Here is a 17316-nt window from a genome sequence, read left to right as displayed (position 1 = left end):
TCATGGCAAATGATCAGGCGGAGATCGCCCACAACGTGTAGGCGATCACGTCCGCGTTGCGGTCGAGCGCGGGCACGTTGATGTTCACGATCCGGTCGCACGCGCGGTGGTAGCACTGGTCGTACGCCTTGCCCGCCGTGCCGCCCCACTTGGCCGCCTGCGCCGCGGTCTTGGTGCCCTCGGCGCCGGTGAACGTGCCGCCGATCGGAATGCCGGCCCGCGCGAACGCCGCGTGGTCGGACCGGCCGCCCACGCTGGTCAGCTCGGTCTGCACGTTGAGCGACTTGAAGCCCTCCTCCAGCTTCTGCTGCAGCGCCAGCGAGCCGGACGGCTGCCCGGACGCGCTGTAGACGAAGTAGCCGGGGTTCGGCGAGCCGGTCATGTCGAAGTTCAGGTACGCCTTGATCTTCGACTTCTCGGCCGCCGGCAGGGAGTTCACGTAGAACGTCGAGCCGATCAGGCCGCGTTCCTCGGCACCCCACCAGCCGAAGCGCAGGTGCTTCGTCGGCTTGTACCCGGTCGCCTTGACCTGCAGCGCGACCTCCAGGTTCGACGCCGAGCCGGAGCCGTTGTCGTTGATGCCCGGACCGGCGGTGACGCTGTCGAGGTGGCTACCGATCATGACGACCTGGTTCGGGTCACCGCCCGGCCAGTCCGCGATCAGGTTGTAGCCCGTGGCGCCGCCGTTGGTGAACGACTGCACCTTCGTGACGAACCCGGCGGCGTCGAGCTTGCCCTTCACGTAGTTGACCGAGGCCAGGTACCCCGGACGACCGTGAGCGCGGTTGCCGCCGTTGGAGTTCGCGATGCTCTGTAGCTGGTTCAGGTGGCCTTGCACCGCCGCGACCGGGATGTTGGGCGCCGCGAGTGCGTTCACGGGCTCCGCCTGTGCGGTGGCGCCCGCGCCGATCAGCGCTGCTGAGGCCAGCAGCGCAGTGATGATCCTCATGGTTCAACTCCTGCAGGGTAGGGATGAATCCACTGATCAACATGCTCTCCTGTGCATGGTCGCGCTAGGTGCGATCGGTGGGTGTCGCATTAGTCCAATTCGGTAGTCGACTGGAGAATGAGCCGGTGGGAGATGTCACGACTGTGTTGGGCATCGGCGCCGCGGTACTGCTGCTCGCAGTGCTCGCGGTGCGGGTGTCCATCCGGCTCGGCCTCCCGTCGCTGCTGCTGTACCTCGGCATCGGGGTCCTGCTCGGCGAGTCGGTGCTCGGCATCCACTTCGACGACGCCGACCTGACCCGGTCGCTGGGCATCGCCGCGCTCGTCATGATCCTCACCGAGGGTGGCCTGACCACGCGCTGGGAGGCCGTGCGGCAGTCGCTGTGGTTAGGCGTCGCACTGTCCACAGTGGCCGTAGGCGTCAGCGTCGGCGTCACCGGCACCGCGCTGCACTTCCTGCTCGGTCTGGACTGGCGGATGGCGCTGCTGTGGGGCGCGGTGCTGTCGTCGACCGACGCGGCCGCGGTGTTCAGCGTGTTGCGCACGCTGGGCGTCGGCAAACGCCTGACCGGCGCGTTGGAACTCGAGTCCGGTCTCAACGACGCGCCCGTCTACATCGCCGTCGTGCTGCTCGCCTCGACCGGGCCGATCAGCTGGACCGCCCCGTTGCTGATGCTCTACGAGCTCGCCGCCGGCGGTGCGATCGGCGTGCTGCTCGGCTGGGTCGGCGGCGCCGCGCTGCGCCGGGCCGCCCTGCCCGCCACTGGTCTCTACCCGCTCGCGACCGTGGCCGTGTGCGTGCTCGCCTACACCGTCGGCGACCTGGCCCACGCGTCCGGCTTCCTAGCGACGTACGCGGCGGCGTTGGTCCTCGGCAACGCCCGCCTGCCGCACCGCTCGGACACCCTGTCGTTCGCGGAAGGCCTCGGCTGGCTCGCCCAGATCGGCCTGTTCGTCTTGCTCGGCCTGTTCGCCTCGCCGTCACGCCTGCTCGGCGTCCTGCTGCCCGCGCTGGTCGCCTGCGCGGTGCTGCTCCTGGTCGCCCGCCCGCTGTCGGTACTGCTGGCCGCGCTGCCGTTCCGCGTGCCGTGGCGCGAGCAGGTGTTCCTCTCGTGGTCCGGCCTGCGCGGCGCGGTGCCGATCGTGTTCGCGCTGATCCCGCTGATCCAGGGCGTGCCACACGCGCAGGACCTCGTGGACACGGTGTTCGTGCTGGTCATCGTCCTGACGCTGGTGCAGGGCACAACGTTGCCGTGGCTCGCCCGATGGCTGGGCCTGGTGAAGTCCGGTGAGGCCCAGGAGGTGCAGGTCGACGTCTCCGCGCTGGACGAGCTGAGCGCCGAACTGCTCCAGGTGCGCATCCAGCGCGGCTCCAAGCTGCACGGCGTCTACATGTCCGAGCTGCGGCTGCCGACCGGTGCCACGGTCAGCCTCATCGTGCGGCAGGGCAAGGGGTTCACGCCGCAGCCGACGACCCGGCTGCAGGTGCACGACCAGCTTCTGGTCGTGACGACGGAGGAGTCCCGGCTCGCGACGGAACGCCGGATCCGCGCCGTCGACCGCGCCGGCCGGTACGCGCGCTGGAAGGGCGAGACCGGGGAGTGACCTTGATCCCCGTCGTGCAACAGCGCGGCGGTGTCAGCCGTCTATGGGGGTGAAGGAACTAGTCGGGGGACTGGTCGAGATGATCGCAGTGTGGGTGTTGGCGCTGGTCAGCGCTATGGGATTGCTGTTGTGGAACAACAGCCGGCGGCGCCGCAAGCGGCTCGCCACGTACGGGATGACCGTCGAGGGGACGGTCATCGACAACAAGCGGCTGGGCGAGCAGCGGTTCTGCCCGGTGGTGCGCTACCGGGTCGGTGACGAGAAGTTCACCAGGGTCGCTCGGCGCCCGTTGCCCGCGCGGTGTCACGTGGGCGCGAAGATGCCGGTGCGCTACGACCCGAACCGGCCGTCGGACGCCGAGGTGCTGACCACCTGATCGGTCCATGGAGGGGAGGCGGGCGAGTGATCGTCATCTTGATATGGGCGTTCATCGGGGTGACGCACCTCGTCTACGGCTTGTACGTGATCATCCGGACTCGGCTGATCATCCGCCGCCAGACCTCGGTGACCGGGCGCATCATCGACCACCACAGGTGCTTGTTGGGGCGTGGGCGGCTGTACCACCCGGTGGTCAGCTACAACGTCGGCACCGAGGGGTTCACCGTGGTGGCGGCGGGCGCGACCAAGCAGCGCTGGACCGGTGGTGAGGTCCAGGTCTGCTACGACCCGGCCGGTCCGGACCGCGCCGTCGTCCGCGGGCTGGGCGGCGGCCACGTCGGCGGGTCCCTCGTCATGGGAGTCGTCATGACGGGTTTCCTGCTCTGGTTCCTGTGGCCCGTTCTCACGATGTGATCGGGAGTCGACGGACGGTCGACCGATCCGCTAACTTCGATATCGAAGGTCATGAGTGCCAGCGCTAAGCCCAGGCTTGCTGGCCGGCAACCCTCCTACCGCGGTGGGGTGCCCCTGGTGAGGACCTGGCTCGGCACGAAGGGTGCCGGGCAAGCGCGGGCCCTCCGACGGGTCCCTGGCCCAGGAGGGTTCACCATGACGCTCGCACTCCCCAAGGTCACCGTTCCCGCCGTCGTCGGTGCGGAGCTCAAGGTGCCACTGGTGACCGGTGAGCGCGTCACGTACGCCAACCTCGACCACGCCGCGAGCGCGCCCTGTCTGGAGCAGGTGCGCGACGCCGTCGACGAGCTGCTGCCCTGGTACGCCAGCGTGCACCGCGGCGCCGGGTTCGCCTCCCAGGTCTCCACGCGCGTCTACGAGCAGGCGCGTGACAAGGTCCGCCGGTTCGTCGGCGCCCGGTCGAGCGACACCGTCGTGTTCACCCGCAACACCACCGACGCGCTGAACCTGTTGGCGCGCAGCGTGCCCAAGGGCACCGCGGTCGTGCTGTTCGACTCCGAGCACCACGCCGCGTTGCTGCCGTGGCGTGGCCGGCACGTGCAGCGCCTCACCACCCCGACTTCGTCCGCCGCGGCTGTGATCGCGCTGGACAAGGCCCTGGCCGCCGCTCCGGTCGGCCCGCGGCTCGTGATCGTCACCGGAGCATCCAACGTCACCGGCGAACTGTGGCCCGTCGCCGAGTTCGCGCGGGTCGCCCGGCGGCACGGCGCCCGCATCGCGCTGGACGCCGCGCAGCTGGCGCCGCACCGCGCGTTCGACGTGCGAGACCTGGACGTCGACTACGTCGCGTTCTCCGGCCACAAGATCTACGCGCCGTTCGGTGCCGGTGTGCTGGTCGGCCGGGCCGACTGGCTGCAGGCCGCGGACCCGTACCTGGTCGGCGGTGGCGCGACGGCGAAGGTCACCGACCACGGGGACCGGCTCGGCGTGGCGTGGTCCAAGGTGCCCGAGCGGCACGAGGCCGGCAGCCCGAACGTCGTCGGCGTGTACGCGCTCGGCGTGGCGTGCGACGTGCTGTCCCGGCACTGGGAGCAGACCGTCGCGCACGAGGAGGCGCTGCTGTCGCGGCTGCGCGAGGGGCTCGCCACGATTCCGGGGCTGCGCACGCTGTCCCTGTTCAACGACACCGGATCCGTCGGCGTCGTCAGCTTCACCCTCGCCGGGCTCGACGCGGGCTTCATCGCGGCCGCTTTGTCGGCCGAGTACGGCATCGGTGTGCGGGACGGCGCGTTCTGCGCGCACGTCGCGGTGTCTCGCCTCACCGAGCGGACCGGCGCGCACGAGCAGCGGGCGTTGCGCGCCAGCATCGGGCTCGGTACGACCGCCGAACACGTCGACCGGCTCGTCGCCGCGCTGCGCACCCTGGTGACCGACGGACCCCGCTGGAACTACGTCCAGCGCGACGGCCGCTGGGTCGCCGACGACGACACCCGAACCCTGCCGCCGTTCCTCGCGTAAGACAGGTCGTGGACAATGACCTGGTGAGTGAACCGCCCGAGCAGGAGTCGACCGAGGTCAACCCGGTTGCGGACGAGGAGTCCGTGATCGACGGTTCGCCCGCGAAGTCGGCGACGGAACGGTTCGCCGCGCGCAAGGCGCTGGCCGAGAAGCTCGCCGCGAAGAAGGCCGCCGAGGCCGAAGACGCGGCTGAAGAAGAAGCCACCGACGAGGAACCCACCGAGGAAGATCCCGCGGAAGCCTCCGAAGAGGCTCCGGCGGCGGTCGAGGAACCGGTCGACGAACCGGTAGCGGATCCGGTCGAGGAGCACGTCACCGGTGAGCTGAAGATCGAGCCGGAGCCCGAACCCGAACCCGTCCGCGACGAGGAGTTCGAGTCGTTCGGCAGCGGGTCGCTCACCGGTGAACTGCCCGAGCCGCGGATCAAGCTGCTCGCGATCCTCGCCGCGGCGGTGCTGGCGCTGGACCTGCTGACCAAGGTCGTGGCGGTGGCGTTGCTCGAGGACAGCGCGCCGATCAGGTTGTTCGGCGGCGCGCTCTACCTGACGTTCGTGCGCAACCCCGGCGCCGCCTTCGGGCTGGCCGAGGGCATGACGTGGATCCTGGCGCTGATCGCGATCGGCGTCGTGGTGTTCATCCTGTGGATCTCGCGCAACCTGCGGTCGCTCGGCTGGGCGATCGGCCTCGGCTGCGTGCTGGGCGGCGCGGTCGGCAACCTCGCCGACCGGCTCTTCCGCGCCCCGGCCCCGATGCAGGGCCATGTCGTGGACTTCCTGTCGTTGTTCGACCCCTACGGCCGTGTCTGGCCGGTGTTCAACGTCGCCGACTCGGCGATCGTCTGCGGCGGTGCGTTGATCGTGTTCATGGCGCTGCGCCAGCACGACTACGACGGCACCGTGCACAAGAAGAAGGTTTCAGTGTGAGCGGTTATCGCACCCTGCCCGTGCCCGACGGCCTGGACGGCATGCGCGTCGACGCAGGCCTCGCCAAGCTGCTCGGGCTCTCCCGGACGGCCGTGGCGGCCCTGACCGAGTCCGGCGACGTCGTGCTGGACGGCCGGCCCGCGGGCAAGTCCGACCGGCTCGTCGCGGGGTCGATGCTCGAGGTGACGCTGCCCGAACCGGAGCGGCCCGTGGAGGTCGTGCCGATCCGCGTCGAGGGACTCGTGGTGCTGCACGAGGACGCCGACATCATCGTGGTCGACAAGCCGGTCGGGGTGGCCGTGCACCCGTCGCCGGGGTGGACGGGGCCGACCGTGGTCGGCGGGCTCGCCGCCGCCGGGCACCAGATCGCGACTTCGGGTGCGGCGGAACGGCAGGGCGTCGTGCACCGCCTGGACGTCGGCACCACCGGCGTGATGGTGGTCGCCAAGTCCGAGTCGGCGTACTCGGCGCTGAAGCACGCGTTCAAGGAACGCACGGTCGACAAGGTCTACCACTCGGTCGTGCAGGGTCACCCGGACCCGATCAAGGGCACGATCGACGCGCCGATCGACCGGCATCCCAAGCACGACTACAAGTTCGCCGTGATGCAGCATGGCAAGCCGTCCGTCACGCACTACGAGGTGATCGAGGCGTTCCGGGCCGCGTCGCTGGTCGAGATCCACCTGGAGACCGGGCGGACGCACCAGATCCGCGTGCACTTCTCGGCGCTGCACCACCCGTGTGTCGGCGATCTGACCTATGGAGCGGATCCGACGCTGGCCAAGCGGCTCGGGGTTACGCGGCAGTGGCTGCACGCGCATCGGCTCGGCTTCGACCACCCCGGTACCGGGGAATGGGTGGAGTTCACCTCGCCGTACCCGGCGGACCTGGCCGACGCCCTGGAGAAGCTGCGCGACGAGGGTTAGTCCTCGACGGTCCACACCAGGGTGTTGATGTCCACCTCGCTGCGCACGCTCCAGCGCACCTGCGTGATCACCGTTTCCTCGGGGAGCACGTAGACCGTGTGTCCGCCCGCGGTCTCGCCGGGCTGCACGCCGATCTTGTGCGACGGCCGCGACGACAGCGACACCGGCGCCTTCGTGACCGTCTCACCGGTCTTGGTCACGAGCACCAGGTACATGTCCGGCAGCGAGTTGTAGGCGACCTGGCTGCGGTTGGTGACCTCGGTGTGCACGACGACCGCGCGCTCGCCGTCGGCGAGCTTGTAGCCCGCCGCGGTGAACAGGAAGTCGGCCGGGTCGACCACCTCGACGAGCTGGATCTGCAGGTGGGCGCCTTCGAGGCTGTCGGCCTCGAGCGTCGAGCCGATCTTGCCCGTCCGGGAGATCGGCTTGGCCGCGGCCTGGGGCTGGTCGCCGCGCGCCCAGTCGGCGGACTGCGGCGGGCCCCAGGTGCCGGCCGGGCCCGGTTGCGGCTGCGCCGGGAACGGGGTGCTGATCGGGCCCTGCACGGGGTGCGGGCCGCTGGTGTGCGTCGGGTACGGACCGCTCTGATACACGGGGTACGCGCCCGACGGTGTGCCCTGGTAGTTGCCGTAGGCCACCGAGTTGGCCAACGCCTTGCGGATGCCGTTGGGATCGCACTCGACGCCGACCAGCAGGGGCAGACCGCTGCCGGACAACGTGATGAGGCGGGCGGCCGCCTCGCGTGGGTCCATGCCCAGGCGGGCGGCTACCTCGTGCACTGCCGCGCGCCCCATCTCCGCGATCAGTGCGAGGAGACGGGCGTCAACAGGATCAGGGGCGACCACGAAAACACGCTACCTCGCGGCGCCGATCTTCGCGTAAGCGGCTGGCCTCAACGGCGCGATTCGGGCCGCGCTGCCGCGTCGGCCGGTCACTACAATGCCCGGCCGCGCACGTGTGCGATCAAGCGAACAGGCCGTTGACGGCGGGTTACGACTCGCACGGCGTGCCGCTGGAGTGGCCGGTTTCCTCTCGGCTAAGCTCGTGTCGCGCACACGCTGGCCGGCGTCTTCCCTGCGCGAAACTGCTTGCTACACAAGGGGGTTGTGGTGTCGGACTCGTTTGTGCATCTGCACGTGCACACCGAGTACTCGATGCTCGACGGCGCGGCCAAGCTCAAGGACATGTTCGCCGAGTGCGAGCGGCTCGGCATGCCCGCGGCCGCGATCACCGACCACGGCAACATGTACGGCGCCTACGACTTCTTCCAGCAGGCCAAGTCCGCGGGGATCAAGCCGATCATCGGCATCGAGGCCTACCTGGCGCCAGAGTCGCGCTTCAACAAGCAGCGCGTGCTGTGGGGTGACCCCGGCCAGAAGTCCGACGACGTCTCCGCGTCCGGTGCCTACACCCACCAGACGATCTGGGCCCGCACGAACGAGGGCCTGCACAACCTGATGAAACTCTCCAGCCGCGCCTCCACCGAGGGCCAGCTGGGCAAGTGGCCGCGGATGGACGCCGAGCTGATCGCGGAGCACTCCAAGGGGCTGATGGCCACGACCGGGTGCCCGTCCGGCGAGGTGCAGACGCGGCTGCGGCTGGGCCACTACGACAAGGCGCTGGAAGCGGCCGCGAAGTGGCGGGACATCTACGGCGCGGAGAACTTCTACGTCGAGCTGATGGACCACGGCATCGAGATCGAAAGCCGGGTTCGCGACGACCTGCTCAAGATCGCGGACACGCTCAAGATCCCGTTCGTCGTCACGAACGACTCGCACTACACGTTCGCCGAGGACCGCGAAGCGCACGAGGCGCTGCTGTGCGTGCAGACCGGCAAGACGCTGCAGGACCCGACGCGCTTCAAGTTCGACGGCACGGGTTACTACCTCAAGTCGCCGGACGAGATGCGCGCGATCGACTCGAGCGACGCGTGGCAGGAGGGGTGCCGCAACACCCTGCTGATCGCCGAGAAGGTCGACCCGGCCGGCATGTTCGAGTTCCACAACCTCATGCCGCGGTTCCCGATCCCCGAGGGCAAGACCGAGGACGAGTACTTCCGCGAAGAGGTCTGGGCCGGCATGCACCGCCGGTTCCCCGACGGTGTCGACGAGGTCCACAAGCAGCAGGTCGAGTTCGAGATCGGCGTCATCCTGCAGATGGGGTTCCCCGCGTACTTCCTCGTGGTCGCGGACTTCATCAACTGGGCCAAGGCGAACGGCATCCGCGTCGGCCCCGGCCGTGGTTCCGCGGCAGGCGCGCTCATCGCGTACGCGCTGGGCATCACCGACCTCGACCCGCTCGCGCACGGACTGATCTTCGAGCGGTTCCTCAACCCGGACCGCGTCAGCCCGCCCGACATCGACATCGACTTCGACGAGCGCCGGCGCGGTGACGTCATCCGGTACGTGACCGAGAAGTGGGGCAAGGAGAACGTCGCCCAGGTCATCACGTTCGGCACCATCAAGGCGAAGGCCGCGATCAAGGACTCCGCGCGCGTCCTCTACGGCCAGCCCGGTTACGCCGTCGCCGACAAGATCTCCAAGGCGATGCCGCCCGCGGTGATGGGCAAGGACATCCCGCTGTCGGGCATCTTCGACCCGCAGCACAAGCGGTACAACGAGGCCGCCGAGGTCCGCGCTCTCTACGAGACCGACCCGCAGGTCAAGGAGATCATCGACACCGGCCGCGGCCTCGAGGGCCTGATCCGCAACGCCGGCGTGCACGCCTGCGCGGTGATCATGTCCGCGGAACCGCTGATGGACCACATCCCGGTGTGGCAGCGCCCGCAGGACGGCTCGATCATCACGCAGTTCGACTACCCGACCTGCGAGACGCTCGGCCTGCTGAAGATGGACTTCCTCGGTCTGTCGAACCTCACGACGATCGAGGACACGCTGCGCAACATCGAGCTCAACGGCAAGGACAAGCCGGATCTCGACAAGATCGAACTCACCGACAAGAAGACCTACCAGCTGCTGTCCAAGGGCGAGACGCTCGGCGTGTTCCAGCTCGATGGTGGGCCCATGCGGGACCTGCTGCGCCTCATGCGTCCCGACAACTTCGAGGACATCTCCGCGGTCGGCGCGCTCTACCGGCCCGGCCCGATGGGCGCGAACTCGCACACGAACTACGCGCTGCGCAAGAACAAGCTCCAGGAGATCACGCCGATTCACCCAGCGCTCGCCGAAGCGCTGGAGGACATTCTCGGCACGACCTACGGCCTGATCGTCTATCAGGAGCAGGTCATGGCCATCGCGCAGAAGCTCGCCGGGTACACGCTCGGACAAGCGGACCTGCTCCGCCGCGCGATGGGCAAGAAGAAGAAGGAGATCCTGGACAAGGAGTTCACCGGCTTCGAGAAGGGGATGCTGGACAACGGCTACCCCCCGGACGCGATCAAGACGCTGTGGGACATCCTCGTCCCGTTCGCCGACTACGCGTTCAACAAGGCGCACTCCGCCGCGTACGGCCTGGTCTCCTACTGGACCGCCTACCTGAAGGCGAACTACCCGGCCGAGTTCATGGCCGCGCTGCTCACCACGAACTCCGACAACAAGGACAAGTCGGCGATCTACCTCGCCGAGTGCCGCCGGATGGGCATCACGGTGCTCCCGCCGGACGTCAACGAGTCCGAGCGCGAGTTCGCCCCGGTCGGCCAGGACATCCGCTTCGGCCTCGGCGCCGTGCGCAACGTCGGCGCGAACGTCGTCGACTCGATCATCAAGGCACGTAAGGAGAAGGGGAAGTTCGTCGACTTCTCCGACTTCCTGCGCAAGATCGACGCCACGGCCTGCAACAAGAAGGTCGTCGAGTCGCTGATCAAGGCGGGCGCGTTCGACTCGCTCGGCCACCCGCGCAAGGGCCTGCACATGGTCCACGTCGACGCCGTCGACGGCGTGATGATCACCAAGAAGGAAGAGGCGAAGGGGCAGTTCGACCTCTTCGGCGGCGGGGACTCCGACGACGACGACATCGCGGGCGTCTTCGACGTGAAGATCCCCGACGAGCAGTGGGAGTCCAAGCACCAGCTCGCGCTCGAACGGGAGATGCTCGGCCTCTACGTCTCCGGGCACCCGCTCAACGGCGTCGAGCACATCCTCGAGTCCTATTCGGACACCTCGATCGCGCGGATCCTCGAAGGCGACGTCGCGGACGGCACGCAGGTCACGATCGGCGGCATCCTCGCCTCGGTCATGCGGCGGGTGAACAAGAACGGCGAGACCTGGGCGTCGGCCCAGCTGGAGGACCTCGCCGGTGGCATCGAGGTGCTGTTCTTCCCGAAGAGCTTCATCATTCACGGCATGTCCGTCGTCGAGGACGCGATCGTGCTGGTGAAGGCGCGCGTCGCCAAGCGCGACGACCGGATCTCGCTGATCGCCAACGACCTCGTCGTGCCGGACCTCACCGAGCTGGGCTCGCGTGCGATGAAGCTGCGGCTGCCCGCGTCGAAGTGCAACCCGCAGACGGTCACGTCGCTCAAGCAGGTCCTCGCCGCGCACCCCGGCACCACCGAGGTCCACCTGAACCTGGTGATCAACGCCTCGCGGAACACCGTGCTGAAGCTGGACGACGCGCTGCGCGTCTCGCCTACGCCGTCGCTGATGGGTGACCTGAAGGCGTTGCTCGGACCGGGATGCCTCGGCTGATGCAGCACCCGACCAACACCGGCTGGCCCGCCGGTGCCCTGCCGGGCGTGTGGCCGTCTTCGCCCGACGCCACGTTCCACGTGCCGGTACCCGCGTTCGCGGGTGTGCAGTCCGCCCTGTTCGGCCTGATCTCCTCGTGGGGCACGGAAGTGCCGACGATCGCGTTCGAGGTCGGCCTGGACACGGTCAGCTTCGTGGTGCGGCGCGAGGAGCACATCCAAAACTCCGAGAGCGGCAGCCTGCCGATAGCGGCGCTGACCGTGGTGCAGCCCGGCGTACTCCGCGGGGTGCCCGAAAAGGCGAAGTTCCGGGTCGACGAGAAATTCGGCCACAAGGCCGCCCGTTTGTCCATTGTGGATGGACCGGCCGTGTGGCTGCGCTACGCCGAAGTGGACTGGATCATTCCGACGCCGGATCCACAGGGCCTGGCGCGGGAGATCGACCGCAGGCGGCGTCGGGTCGTGCGGCTCGGTGGGTACGCGGCCCAGCAGGTCTGGGACCGCGTGCCGTCGTTGCGCGCGGACCTCCCGCTGCCGAACACCCCCGCCGCACCGGACATCGTGCCCTCGGGCACCTGGACGCCGCTGCCACCCGCGCCGCCGCTGGCACCCTCACCAGGCATGCCGCAGCGGCCGCCCCGGCCGCTGCACGACGTCGCGCAGTTCCGGAAGCTGCCGGACATCAAGGGCGAACTGCGCGGCAGCGGCAAGAGCCCCGGCGTGCTGGTGGGTGTCGAGTTGCCCAAGGACACCGTCGAGTACGTCATCGGTCGCACCTCGCTGGAGTTCCCCGGCTACTTCAACCCGAGGTCGGACGTGCACCGCGGCATGCACTTTCTGAGCTGGACCTCGATTCGCGTGGTCGAGTTCGGGCATCTGGTCAACGTGCCGCCCGGTCTGGCCAACACGTGGTTCAACTCGTGGGACGTCGATCCCACGCGGGTCGACATCGTGGACGGTCCCGCAGTGTGGTTGTGGGGGCACCAGGGCGAGTTCCTGCTCTGCGCGCCGAACGCGGCGCAGCTCGCGGCCGAGATCGACCTGCGCCGGGCGATGAAGATCGCGCACTCGCCGGAGGACCCTGCTTGGGTGAACTGGCCGGACGCCAAACCGACCGGACCGTTCGTGCCTCCTCCGCCGCCCTATGCCCCGATTGAACCAACACTCGTACCCAAAAGTTGTTGGCGCCCAATGCGTTAACAGGGTTAACTGGGTGGGGTGACGACTCTCACCCGACTCCCCGCCGAGTACATCAACGACCCGCACGAGGTGCACGACCTCCTGCGCGCCGAGGGGCCCGTCCACGAGATCCGCATGGTGCATGGGCTCAAGGTGTGGCTGGTGACCCGCCACGAAGAGGCCAAGATCGCGCTGACCGACCCCCGGATCAGCAAGAACATGACCGTGGGCGGTTACCTGTTCGAACAGCACGCGATGCCGGACTCCGACCGCCGCGAGTTCGACGTGGCGCTCACGGCACACATGCTCAACACCGACCCGCCGGACCACGCGCGGCTGCGCAAGCTGGTGAACAAGGCGTTCACGCCGCGCCGCGTCGAGCTGCTCCGGCCGCGGGTGGAGGAGATCACCGAGGAACTGCTCGACGCGATGAGCGGCGAGGTGGACCTGCTGGAGTCGTTCGCGTTCCCGCTGCCGATCACGGTCATCTCCGAGTTGCTCGGCATCCCGGTCGACGACCGCGAGGCGTTCCGCGACTGGACGACGACCCTGCTGACGTACGGCAAGGCCGAGAAGATCGCCCAGGCCTCGGCGTCGATGGCGCAGTACATGTACAGCCTGGTCGACGCGAAGACCGCGAACCCCGGCGACGACTTCTTCTCGGCACTCGTGCAGGCCGACGACTCCGGTGACCGGCTGAGCCGCACCGAGCTCGTGTCCATGGCGTTCCTGCTGCTCGTCGCCGGCCACGAGACCACGGTCAACCTGATCGGCAACGCCGTGCTGGCGTTGTTGCGCAACCCGGACCAGCTGGAGCTGCTCAAGACCAGGCCGGAGCTGATCGCCGCCTCCGCCGAGGAGTTCCTGCGCTACGAGGGACCGATCAACCTGGCGACGTTCCGGTACACGACCGAGCCGGTCGAGATCGGCGGCGTCACCATCCCCGCGAACGAGCTGGTCATGGTGTCGCTGCTCGGCGCGAACCGCGACGGCGAGCGGTTCAGCGACCCGCACAAGCTGGACGTCACGCGTAACGCGGGCGGGCACCTCGCGTTCGGGCACGGCATCCACTACTGCCTGGGCGCGCCGCTGGCCCGGCTGGAGTTCGAGGTCGCGCTGAAGGGCCTGCTGGCCCGGTTCCCGGATCTGGAGCTCGCCGGGACTCCCGAGGAGCTCGCGTGGCGTGACAGCAGCCTCATCCGGGGTCTGATCACGCTTCCGGTGCGCCTGAAGGCTTAGTGTTCCGCAGGTGGACGACCTGCTGAAGCTGGACCGGGCGCACGTCTGGCACCCGTACGGCCCGATGCCGGGCACCCAGGAGCCGCTGCTCGTCGAGTCGGCACAGGGTGTCCGGCTGCGCCTGGCCGACGGGCGCGAGCTGATCGACGGCATGTCGTCGTGGTGGGCGGCGATCCACGGCTATCGGCACCCCGTGCTGGACGAGGCCATGCGCGCGCAGGTCGGCCGGATGAGCCACGTGATGTTCGGCGGCCTCACGCACGAGCCAGCGATCCGGCTGTCCGCGAAGCTCGTCGAGCTCACCGGCATGGACCACGTGTTCCTGTGCGACTCGGGGTCGGTGTCGGTCGAGGTCGCGATCAAGATGTGCCTGCAGTACTGGCGTTCGCAAGGCCGCCCGGAGAAGCGGCGCCTGCTCACGTGGCGCGGCGGCTACCACGGCGACACGTTCCACCCGATGTCCGTCTGCGACCCGGACGGCGGCATGCACTCCCTGTGGCGTGGTGTGCTGCCCGAGCAGGTGTTCGCCGACGCGCCTCCCTCAGGGATGGACACGGCATACGTCCAGCACCTGTCCGACCTGATCGAACAGCACGCGGGTGAACTGGCCGCGGTGATCGTCGAGCCGGTCGTGCAGGGCGCCGGCGGCATGCGGTTCCACGCCCCGCGCTACCTGCACGTGCTGCGCGAGCTGTGCCTCACGCACGACGTGCTGCTGATCTTCGACGAGATCGCGACCGGCTTCGGCCGCACCGGCGAGCTCTTCGCCATGGACCACGCGGGCATCCGCCCGGACGTCATGTGCCTCGGCAAGTCGCTGACCGGCGGATACCTGACCATGGCGGCCGCGCTGTGCTCGTCGCGGGTCGCCGAGGGCATCTCCCGCGGCGAGGTGCCGGTGCTGGCGCACGGGCCGACGTTCATGGGCAACCCGCTGGCCGCGGCCGTGTCGCTGGCGTCGATCGACCTGTTGCTCTCGCAGGACTGGCAGTGCGAGGTCCGCCGGATCGAGCAGGGCCTGCACACCGGCCTGGCGCCCGCTCGGTCGCTGCCCGGTGTGCGCGACGTGCGGGTTCTCGGTGCCATCGGCGTCGTGCAGCTGCACGAGCCGGTGGACATGGCGCGCGCGACCGAGGCCGCGGTGGACGCGGGTGTGTGGCTGCGGCCGTTCCGCGACCTGATCTACACCATGCCGCCGTTCATCAGCACGGACGACGACGTCGCGGCGATCTGTCAGGCCGTGATCGCCGCGGCCAACTGAGTGTCGGTCGGCTCGACGAGGAACTCGCCGTTGGGCAGGACCACGACTGGGATGTTCTTGCGGCCGGAGATCTCGACGGCGCGGTCACGGGCCGCGTCGTCGTGCTCGACGTCGACGTAGGTGAAGGCCACGTCGTTGCGGGTCAGCCACGACTTCGCGCGGCGGCAGTCACCGCACCACTCCGCGCCGTACATCACGATCCCGTGCTCGGTCATGCCGTTACGGTAGGTCACGTCCTAGGGTGGGTTCCCGTGAGCGTGCTCGTGATCACGGGAACCGGTACGGAGGTCGGCAAGACGGCCGTCACCGCAGCCTTGGCCGCGGTGGCAGCCGCGGAAGGCAGACGGGTGGCGGTGCTGAAGCCGGCCCAGACCGGGCTGCTGCCCGGTGAGCCGGGAGACGTCGACGAGGTCGTCCGTCTCGCCGGTCCTGTCGTCACGGCCCGTGAGCTGGTCAGATACCCCGAACCGCTGGCGCCCGCGACGGCCGCCAGACGCGCGGGGATGCCGACCCTGCACCCGAAGGACATCGCGGCGGAGATCACGTCGCTGACCCAGACCCACGACCTCGTGCTGGTCGAGGGCGCGGGCGGGCTGCTCGTCCGGTTCGACGACGAGGGCTCGACCATCGCGGACGTCGCGTGGGCGGTGAACGCCCCGGTGCTGGTCGTCGCGCACGCCGGGCTCGGCACGTTGAACATGACCGCGCTCACGGCTGAGGCCCTGCTCAGGCGCGGTCTGGAGTCCGTCGGCGTCGTCGTCGGCAACTGGCCGCGCGATCCCGATCTCGCCGCGCTGTGCAACCTGACCGACCTCCCGGAGGCCGCCGGTGGTCCGCTGCTGGGCGCTCTTCCAGCGGGCGCACCCCATCTGAGCAGGGAAGACTTTCTTCCGGTCGCGCGTGAGGCGCTGTCGCCGTGGTTCGGCGGGTGCTTCGACCCGGAGAACTTCACCGGCCGCTTCGTGTCCCCGTGACCTTCGCAGTGACGTTCATCGCTCCGTAACAGAGCCTTTCGTGAGGCAAACTGCTGTGCGACCGCCGAACCGCCGTGAGGAGAACTCGTGACTGCCGCTCCTGAGCAGATCGACGTGTTGGACGCTGCGCGTGAGCAGGTGCTCGAGCGTGGCATCGGACTCGACGAGCAGCAGGTGCTGCAGGTACTGGAACTGCCCGACGAGCGCATCCCGGAGCTCCTCGCGCTGGCGCACGAGGTGCGCGAGCGCTGGTGCGGCCCCGAGGTCGAGGTCGAGGGCATCGTCAGCCTGAAGACCGGCGGCTGCCCGGAGGACTGCCACTTCTGCTCGCAGTCCGGCCAGTTCCCCTCACCGGTGCGGTCGGCGTGGCTCGACATCCCCGGCCTGGTGCGCGCGGCGCGGCAGACGCGGGACACCGGCGCGACCGAGTTCTGCATCGTCGCCGCGGTGCGCGGCCCGGACAAGCGGCTGCTGTCGCAGGTCCGTGACGGCATCAAGGCGATCCGCGAGGACGGCAACGACATCCAGATCGCGTGCTCGCTCGGCATGCTCACGCAGGAGCAGGTCGACGAGCTCGTCGCGATGGGCTGCCACCGCTACAACCACAACCTCGAGACCGCGCGTTCGCACTTCCCGAACGTCGTCACCACGCACTCCTGGGAGGAGCGCTGGGACACGCTGCGGATGGTGCGCGAGGCGGGCATGGAGGTCTGCTGCGGCGGCATCATCGGCATGGGGGAGACCCTCGCGCAGCGCGCCGAGTTCGCCGTGCAGCTCGCGTCGTTGCAGCCCGACGAGGTGCCGCTGAACTTCCTCATCCCGAACCCCGGCACGCCGTACGAGAACTACCCGGTCGTCGAGGGCGCCGAGGCGCTGCGCACGGTCGGCGCGTTCCGCCTCGCCCTGCCCCGCACGATCCTGCGCTTCGCCGGCGGCCGTGAGCTGACGTTCGGCGACCTGGGCGCCAAGCAGGGCATGCTCGGCGGCATCAACGCGATCATCGTCGGCAACTACCTGACGAACCTGGGCCGCCCGGCGCAGCAGGACCTCGACATGCTCGAGGAGCTGTCCATGCCGATCAAGGCCCTGAGTCAGACCCTGTAGGACGAGCACTGTGAACGAGTTCTGTTCGTACTGCGGGAAACCCACGGCCGAGGGCGACCACTCCGCGTGCGAGAAGCGGCTGTCCTTCATCGACCCGCCGCGCTACTGCTCGTCCTGTGCGCGGCGCATGGTCGTTCAGGTCACCCCGGACGGGTGGACGGCCCGGTGCAGCCGTCACGGCGAGATCACCTCGGCGCGGTAA

16 protein-coding genes and 1 riboswitch are annotated in these 17316 nt (G+C 69.0%); of the genes, 13 read left to right on the top strand and 3 right to left on the bottom strand.

What is annotated here, in order from left to right; all coding sequences use genetic code 11:
• Nucleotides 1–13: 13 nt before the first annotated feature.
• On the bottom strand, nt 14–949 hold the full coding sequence (locus QSK35_RS09445) for a M28 family metallopeptidase (protein WP_285744293.1): 936 nt from the start codon (nt 947–949) through the stop codon (nt 14–16).
• Nucleotides 950–1074: 125 nt separating this feature from the next.
• On the opposite strand from QSK35_RS09445, the gene QSK35_RS09440 reads away from it, so the two are divergent.
• The 6 genes from QSK35_RS09440 to QSK35_RS09415 all read left to right on the top strand — a co-directional run bounded on the left by QSK35_RS09440 (nt 1075) and on the right by QSK35_RS09415 (nt 6712).
• Nucleotides 1075–2553, top strand: coding sequence for a potassium/proton antiporter (locus QSK35_RS09440; RefSeq protein WP_285744291.1), 1479 nt, complete (start codon nt 1075–1077; stop codon nt 2551–2553).
• A gap of 79 nt (nt 2554–2632) precedes the next feature.
• The gene (locus QSK35_RS09435) at nt 2633–2929 is read left to right on the top strand and encodes a DUF3592 domain-containing protein (protein WP_285744289.1); all 297 of its coding nucleotides are present in this window, start codon (nt 2633–2635) and stop codon (nt 2927–2929) included.
• A 26-nt stretch (nt 2930–2955) separates the two neighbouring features.
• Nucleotides 2956–3345 (top strand): DUF3592 domain-containing protein, encoded by a 390-nt coding sequence (locus QSK35_RS09430; protein ID WP_285744287.1) that lies wholly within the window; start codon nt 2956–2958, stop codon nt 3343–3345.
• Between the two features lie 47 nt (nt 3346–3392).
• A riboswitch (SAM riboswitch) is annotated at nt 3393–3507 on the top strand.
• A 33-nt stretch (nt 3508–3540) separates the two neighbouring features.
• Nucleotides 3541–4863, top strand: a complete 1323-nt coding sequence (locus tag QSK35_RS09425) for an aminotransferase class V-fold PLP-dependent enzyme (protein ID WP_285744285.1) — start codon at nt 3541–3543, stop codon at nt 4861–4863.
• A 23-nt stretch (nt 4864–4886) separates the two neighbouring features.
• Nucleotides 4887–5786 (top strand): signal peptidase II, encoded by a 900-nt coding sequence (lspA, locus tag QSK35_RS09420; RefSeq protein ID WP_285744283.1) that lies wholly within the window; start codon nt 4887–4889, stop codon nt 5784–5786.
• Between the two features lie 41 nt (nt 5787–5827).
• Nucleotides 5828–6712, top strand: coding sequence for an RluA family pseudouridine synthase (locus QSK35_RS09415; RefSeq protein WP_285744490.1), 885 nt, complete (start codon nt 5828–5830; stop codon nt 6710–6712).
• Here QSK35_RS09415 and QSK35_RS09410 read toward each other — a convergent pair.
• Complete coding sequence (locus QSK35_RS09410) at nt 6709–7557, bottom strand: Lrp/AsnC family transcriptional regulator (protein ID WP_285744281.1); 849 nt, start codon at nt 7555–7557, stop codon at nt 6709–6711. The genes QSK35_RS09415 and QSK35_RS09410 overlap by 4 nt on opposite strands.
• Before the next feature lie 261 nt (nt 7558–7818).
• Between QSK35_RS09410 and dnaE the strand changes: the two genes are divergently transcribed.
• From dnaE to QSK35_RS09390, 4 genes are all read left to right on the top strand, one after another.
• Nucleotides 7819–11358 (top strand): DNA polymerase III subunit alpha, encoded by a 3540-nt coding sequence (dnaE, locus tag QSK35_RS09405; RefSeq protein ID WP_285744279.1) that lies wholly within the window; start codon nt 7819–7821, stop codon nt 11356–11358.
• Complete coding sequence (locus QSK35_RS09400) at nt 11358–12557, top strand: hypothetical protein (protein ID WP_285744278.1); 1200 nt, start codon at nt 11358–11360, stop codon at nt 12555–12557. The genes dnaE and QSK35_RS09400 overlap by 1 nt, the downstream gene beginning before the upstream one ends.
• Before the next feature lie 18 nt (nt 12558–12575).
• A complete protein-coding gene (locus QSK35_RS09395) occupies nt 12576–13775 on the top strand; it encodes a cytochrome P450 family protein (RefSeq protein WP_285744276.1) in 1200 nt (399 codons plus the stop codon).
• Nucleotides 13776–13839: 64 nt separating this feature from the next.
• A complete protein-coding gene (locus QSK35_RS09390; protein WP_285744489.1) occupies nt 13840–15036 on the top strand; it encodes an adenosylmethionine--8-amino-7-oxononanoate transaminase in 1197 nt (398 codons plus the stop codon).
• On the opposite strand, the gene QSK35_RS09385 is transcribed toward QSK35_RS09390, so the two are convergent.
• A complete protein-coding gene (locus tag QSK35_RS09385) occupies nt 15009–15251 on the bottom strand; it encodes a glutaredoxin family protein (RefSeq protein ID WP_285744274.1) in 243 nt (80 codons plus the stop codon). The genes QSK35_RS09390 and QSK35_RS09385 overlap by 28 nt on opposite strands.
• Before the next feature lie 36 nt (nt 15252–15287).
• On the opposite strand from QSK35_RS09385, the gene bioD reads away from it, so the two are divergent.
• The 3 genes from bioD (at nt 15288) to bsaP (ending at nt 17316) form a co-directional block, all read left to right on the top strand.
• The gene (gene bioD, locus QSK35_RS09380; RefSeq protein WP_285744272.1) at nt 15288–16010 is read left to right on the top strand and encodes a dethiobiotin synthase; all 723 of its coding nucleotides are present in this window, start codon (nt 15288–15290) and stop codon (nt 16008–16010) included.
• 87 nt (nt 16011–16097) lie between these two features.
• A complete protein-coding gene (bioB, locus tag QSK35_RS09375) occupies nt 16098–17114 on the top strand; it encodes a biotin synthase BioB (protein WP_285744270.1) in 1017 nt (338 codons plus the stop codon).
• 10 nt (nt 17115–17124) lie between these two features.
• Nucleotides 17125–17316: a biotin synthase auxiliary protein BsaP gene (gene bsaP, locus QSK35_RS09370; protein WP_285744268.1), complete on the top strand. Its 192-nt coding sequence runs from the start codon at nt 17125–17127 to the stop codon at nt 17314–17316.

It is taken from the genome of Lentzea sp. NBRC 105346, from assembly GCF_030269605.1.
Taxonomy (GTDB): domain Bacteria; phylum Actinomycetota; class Actinomycetes; order Mycobacteriales; family Pseudonocardiaceae; genus Lentzea.
Note: the sequence above shows the minus strand (reverse complement) of the source record. Positions and strands in the feature narration are given on the sequence as shown.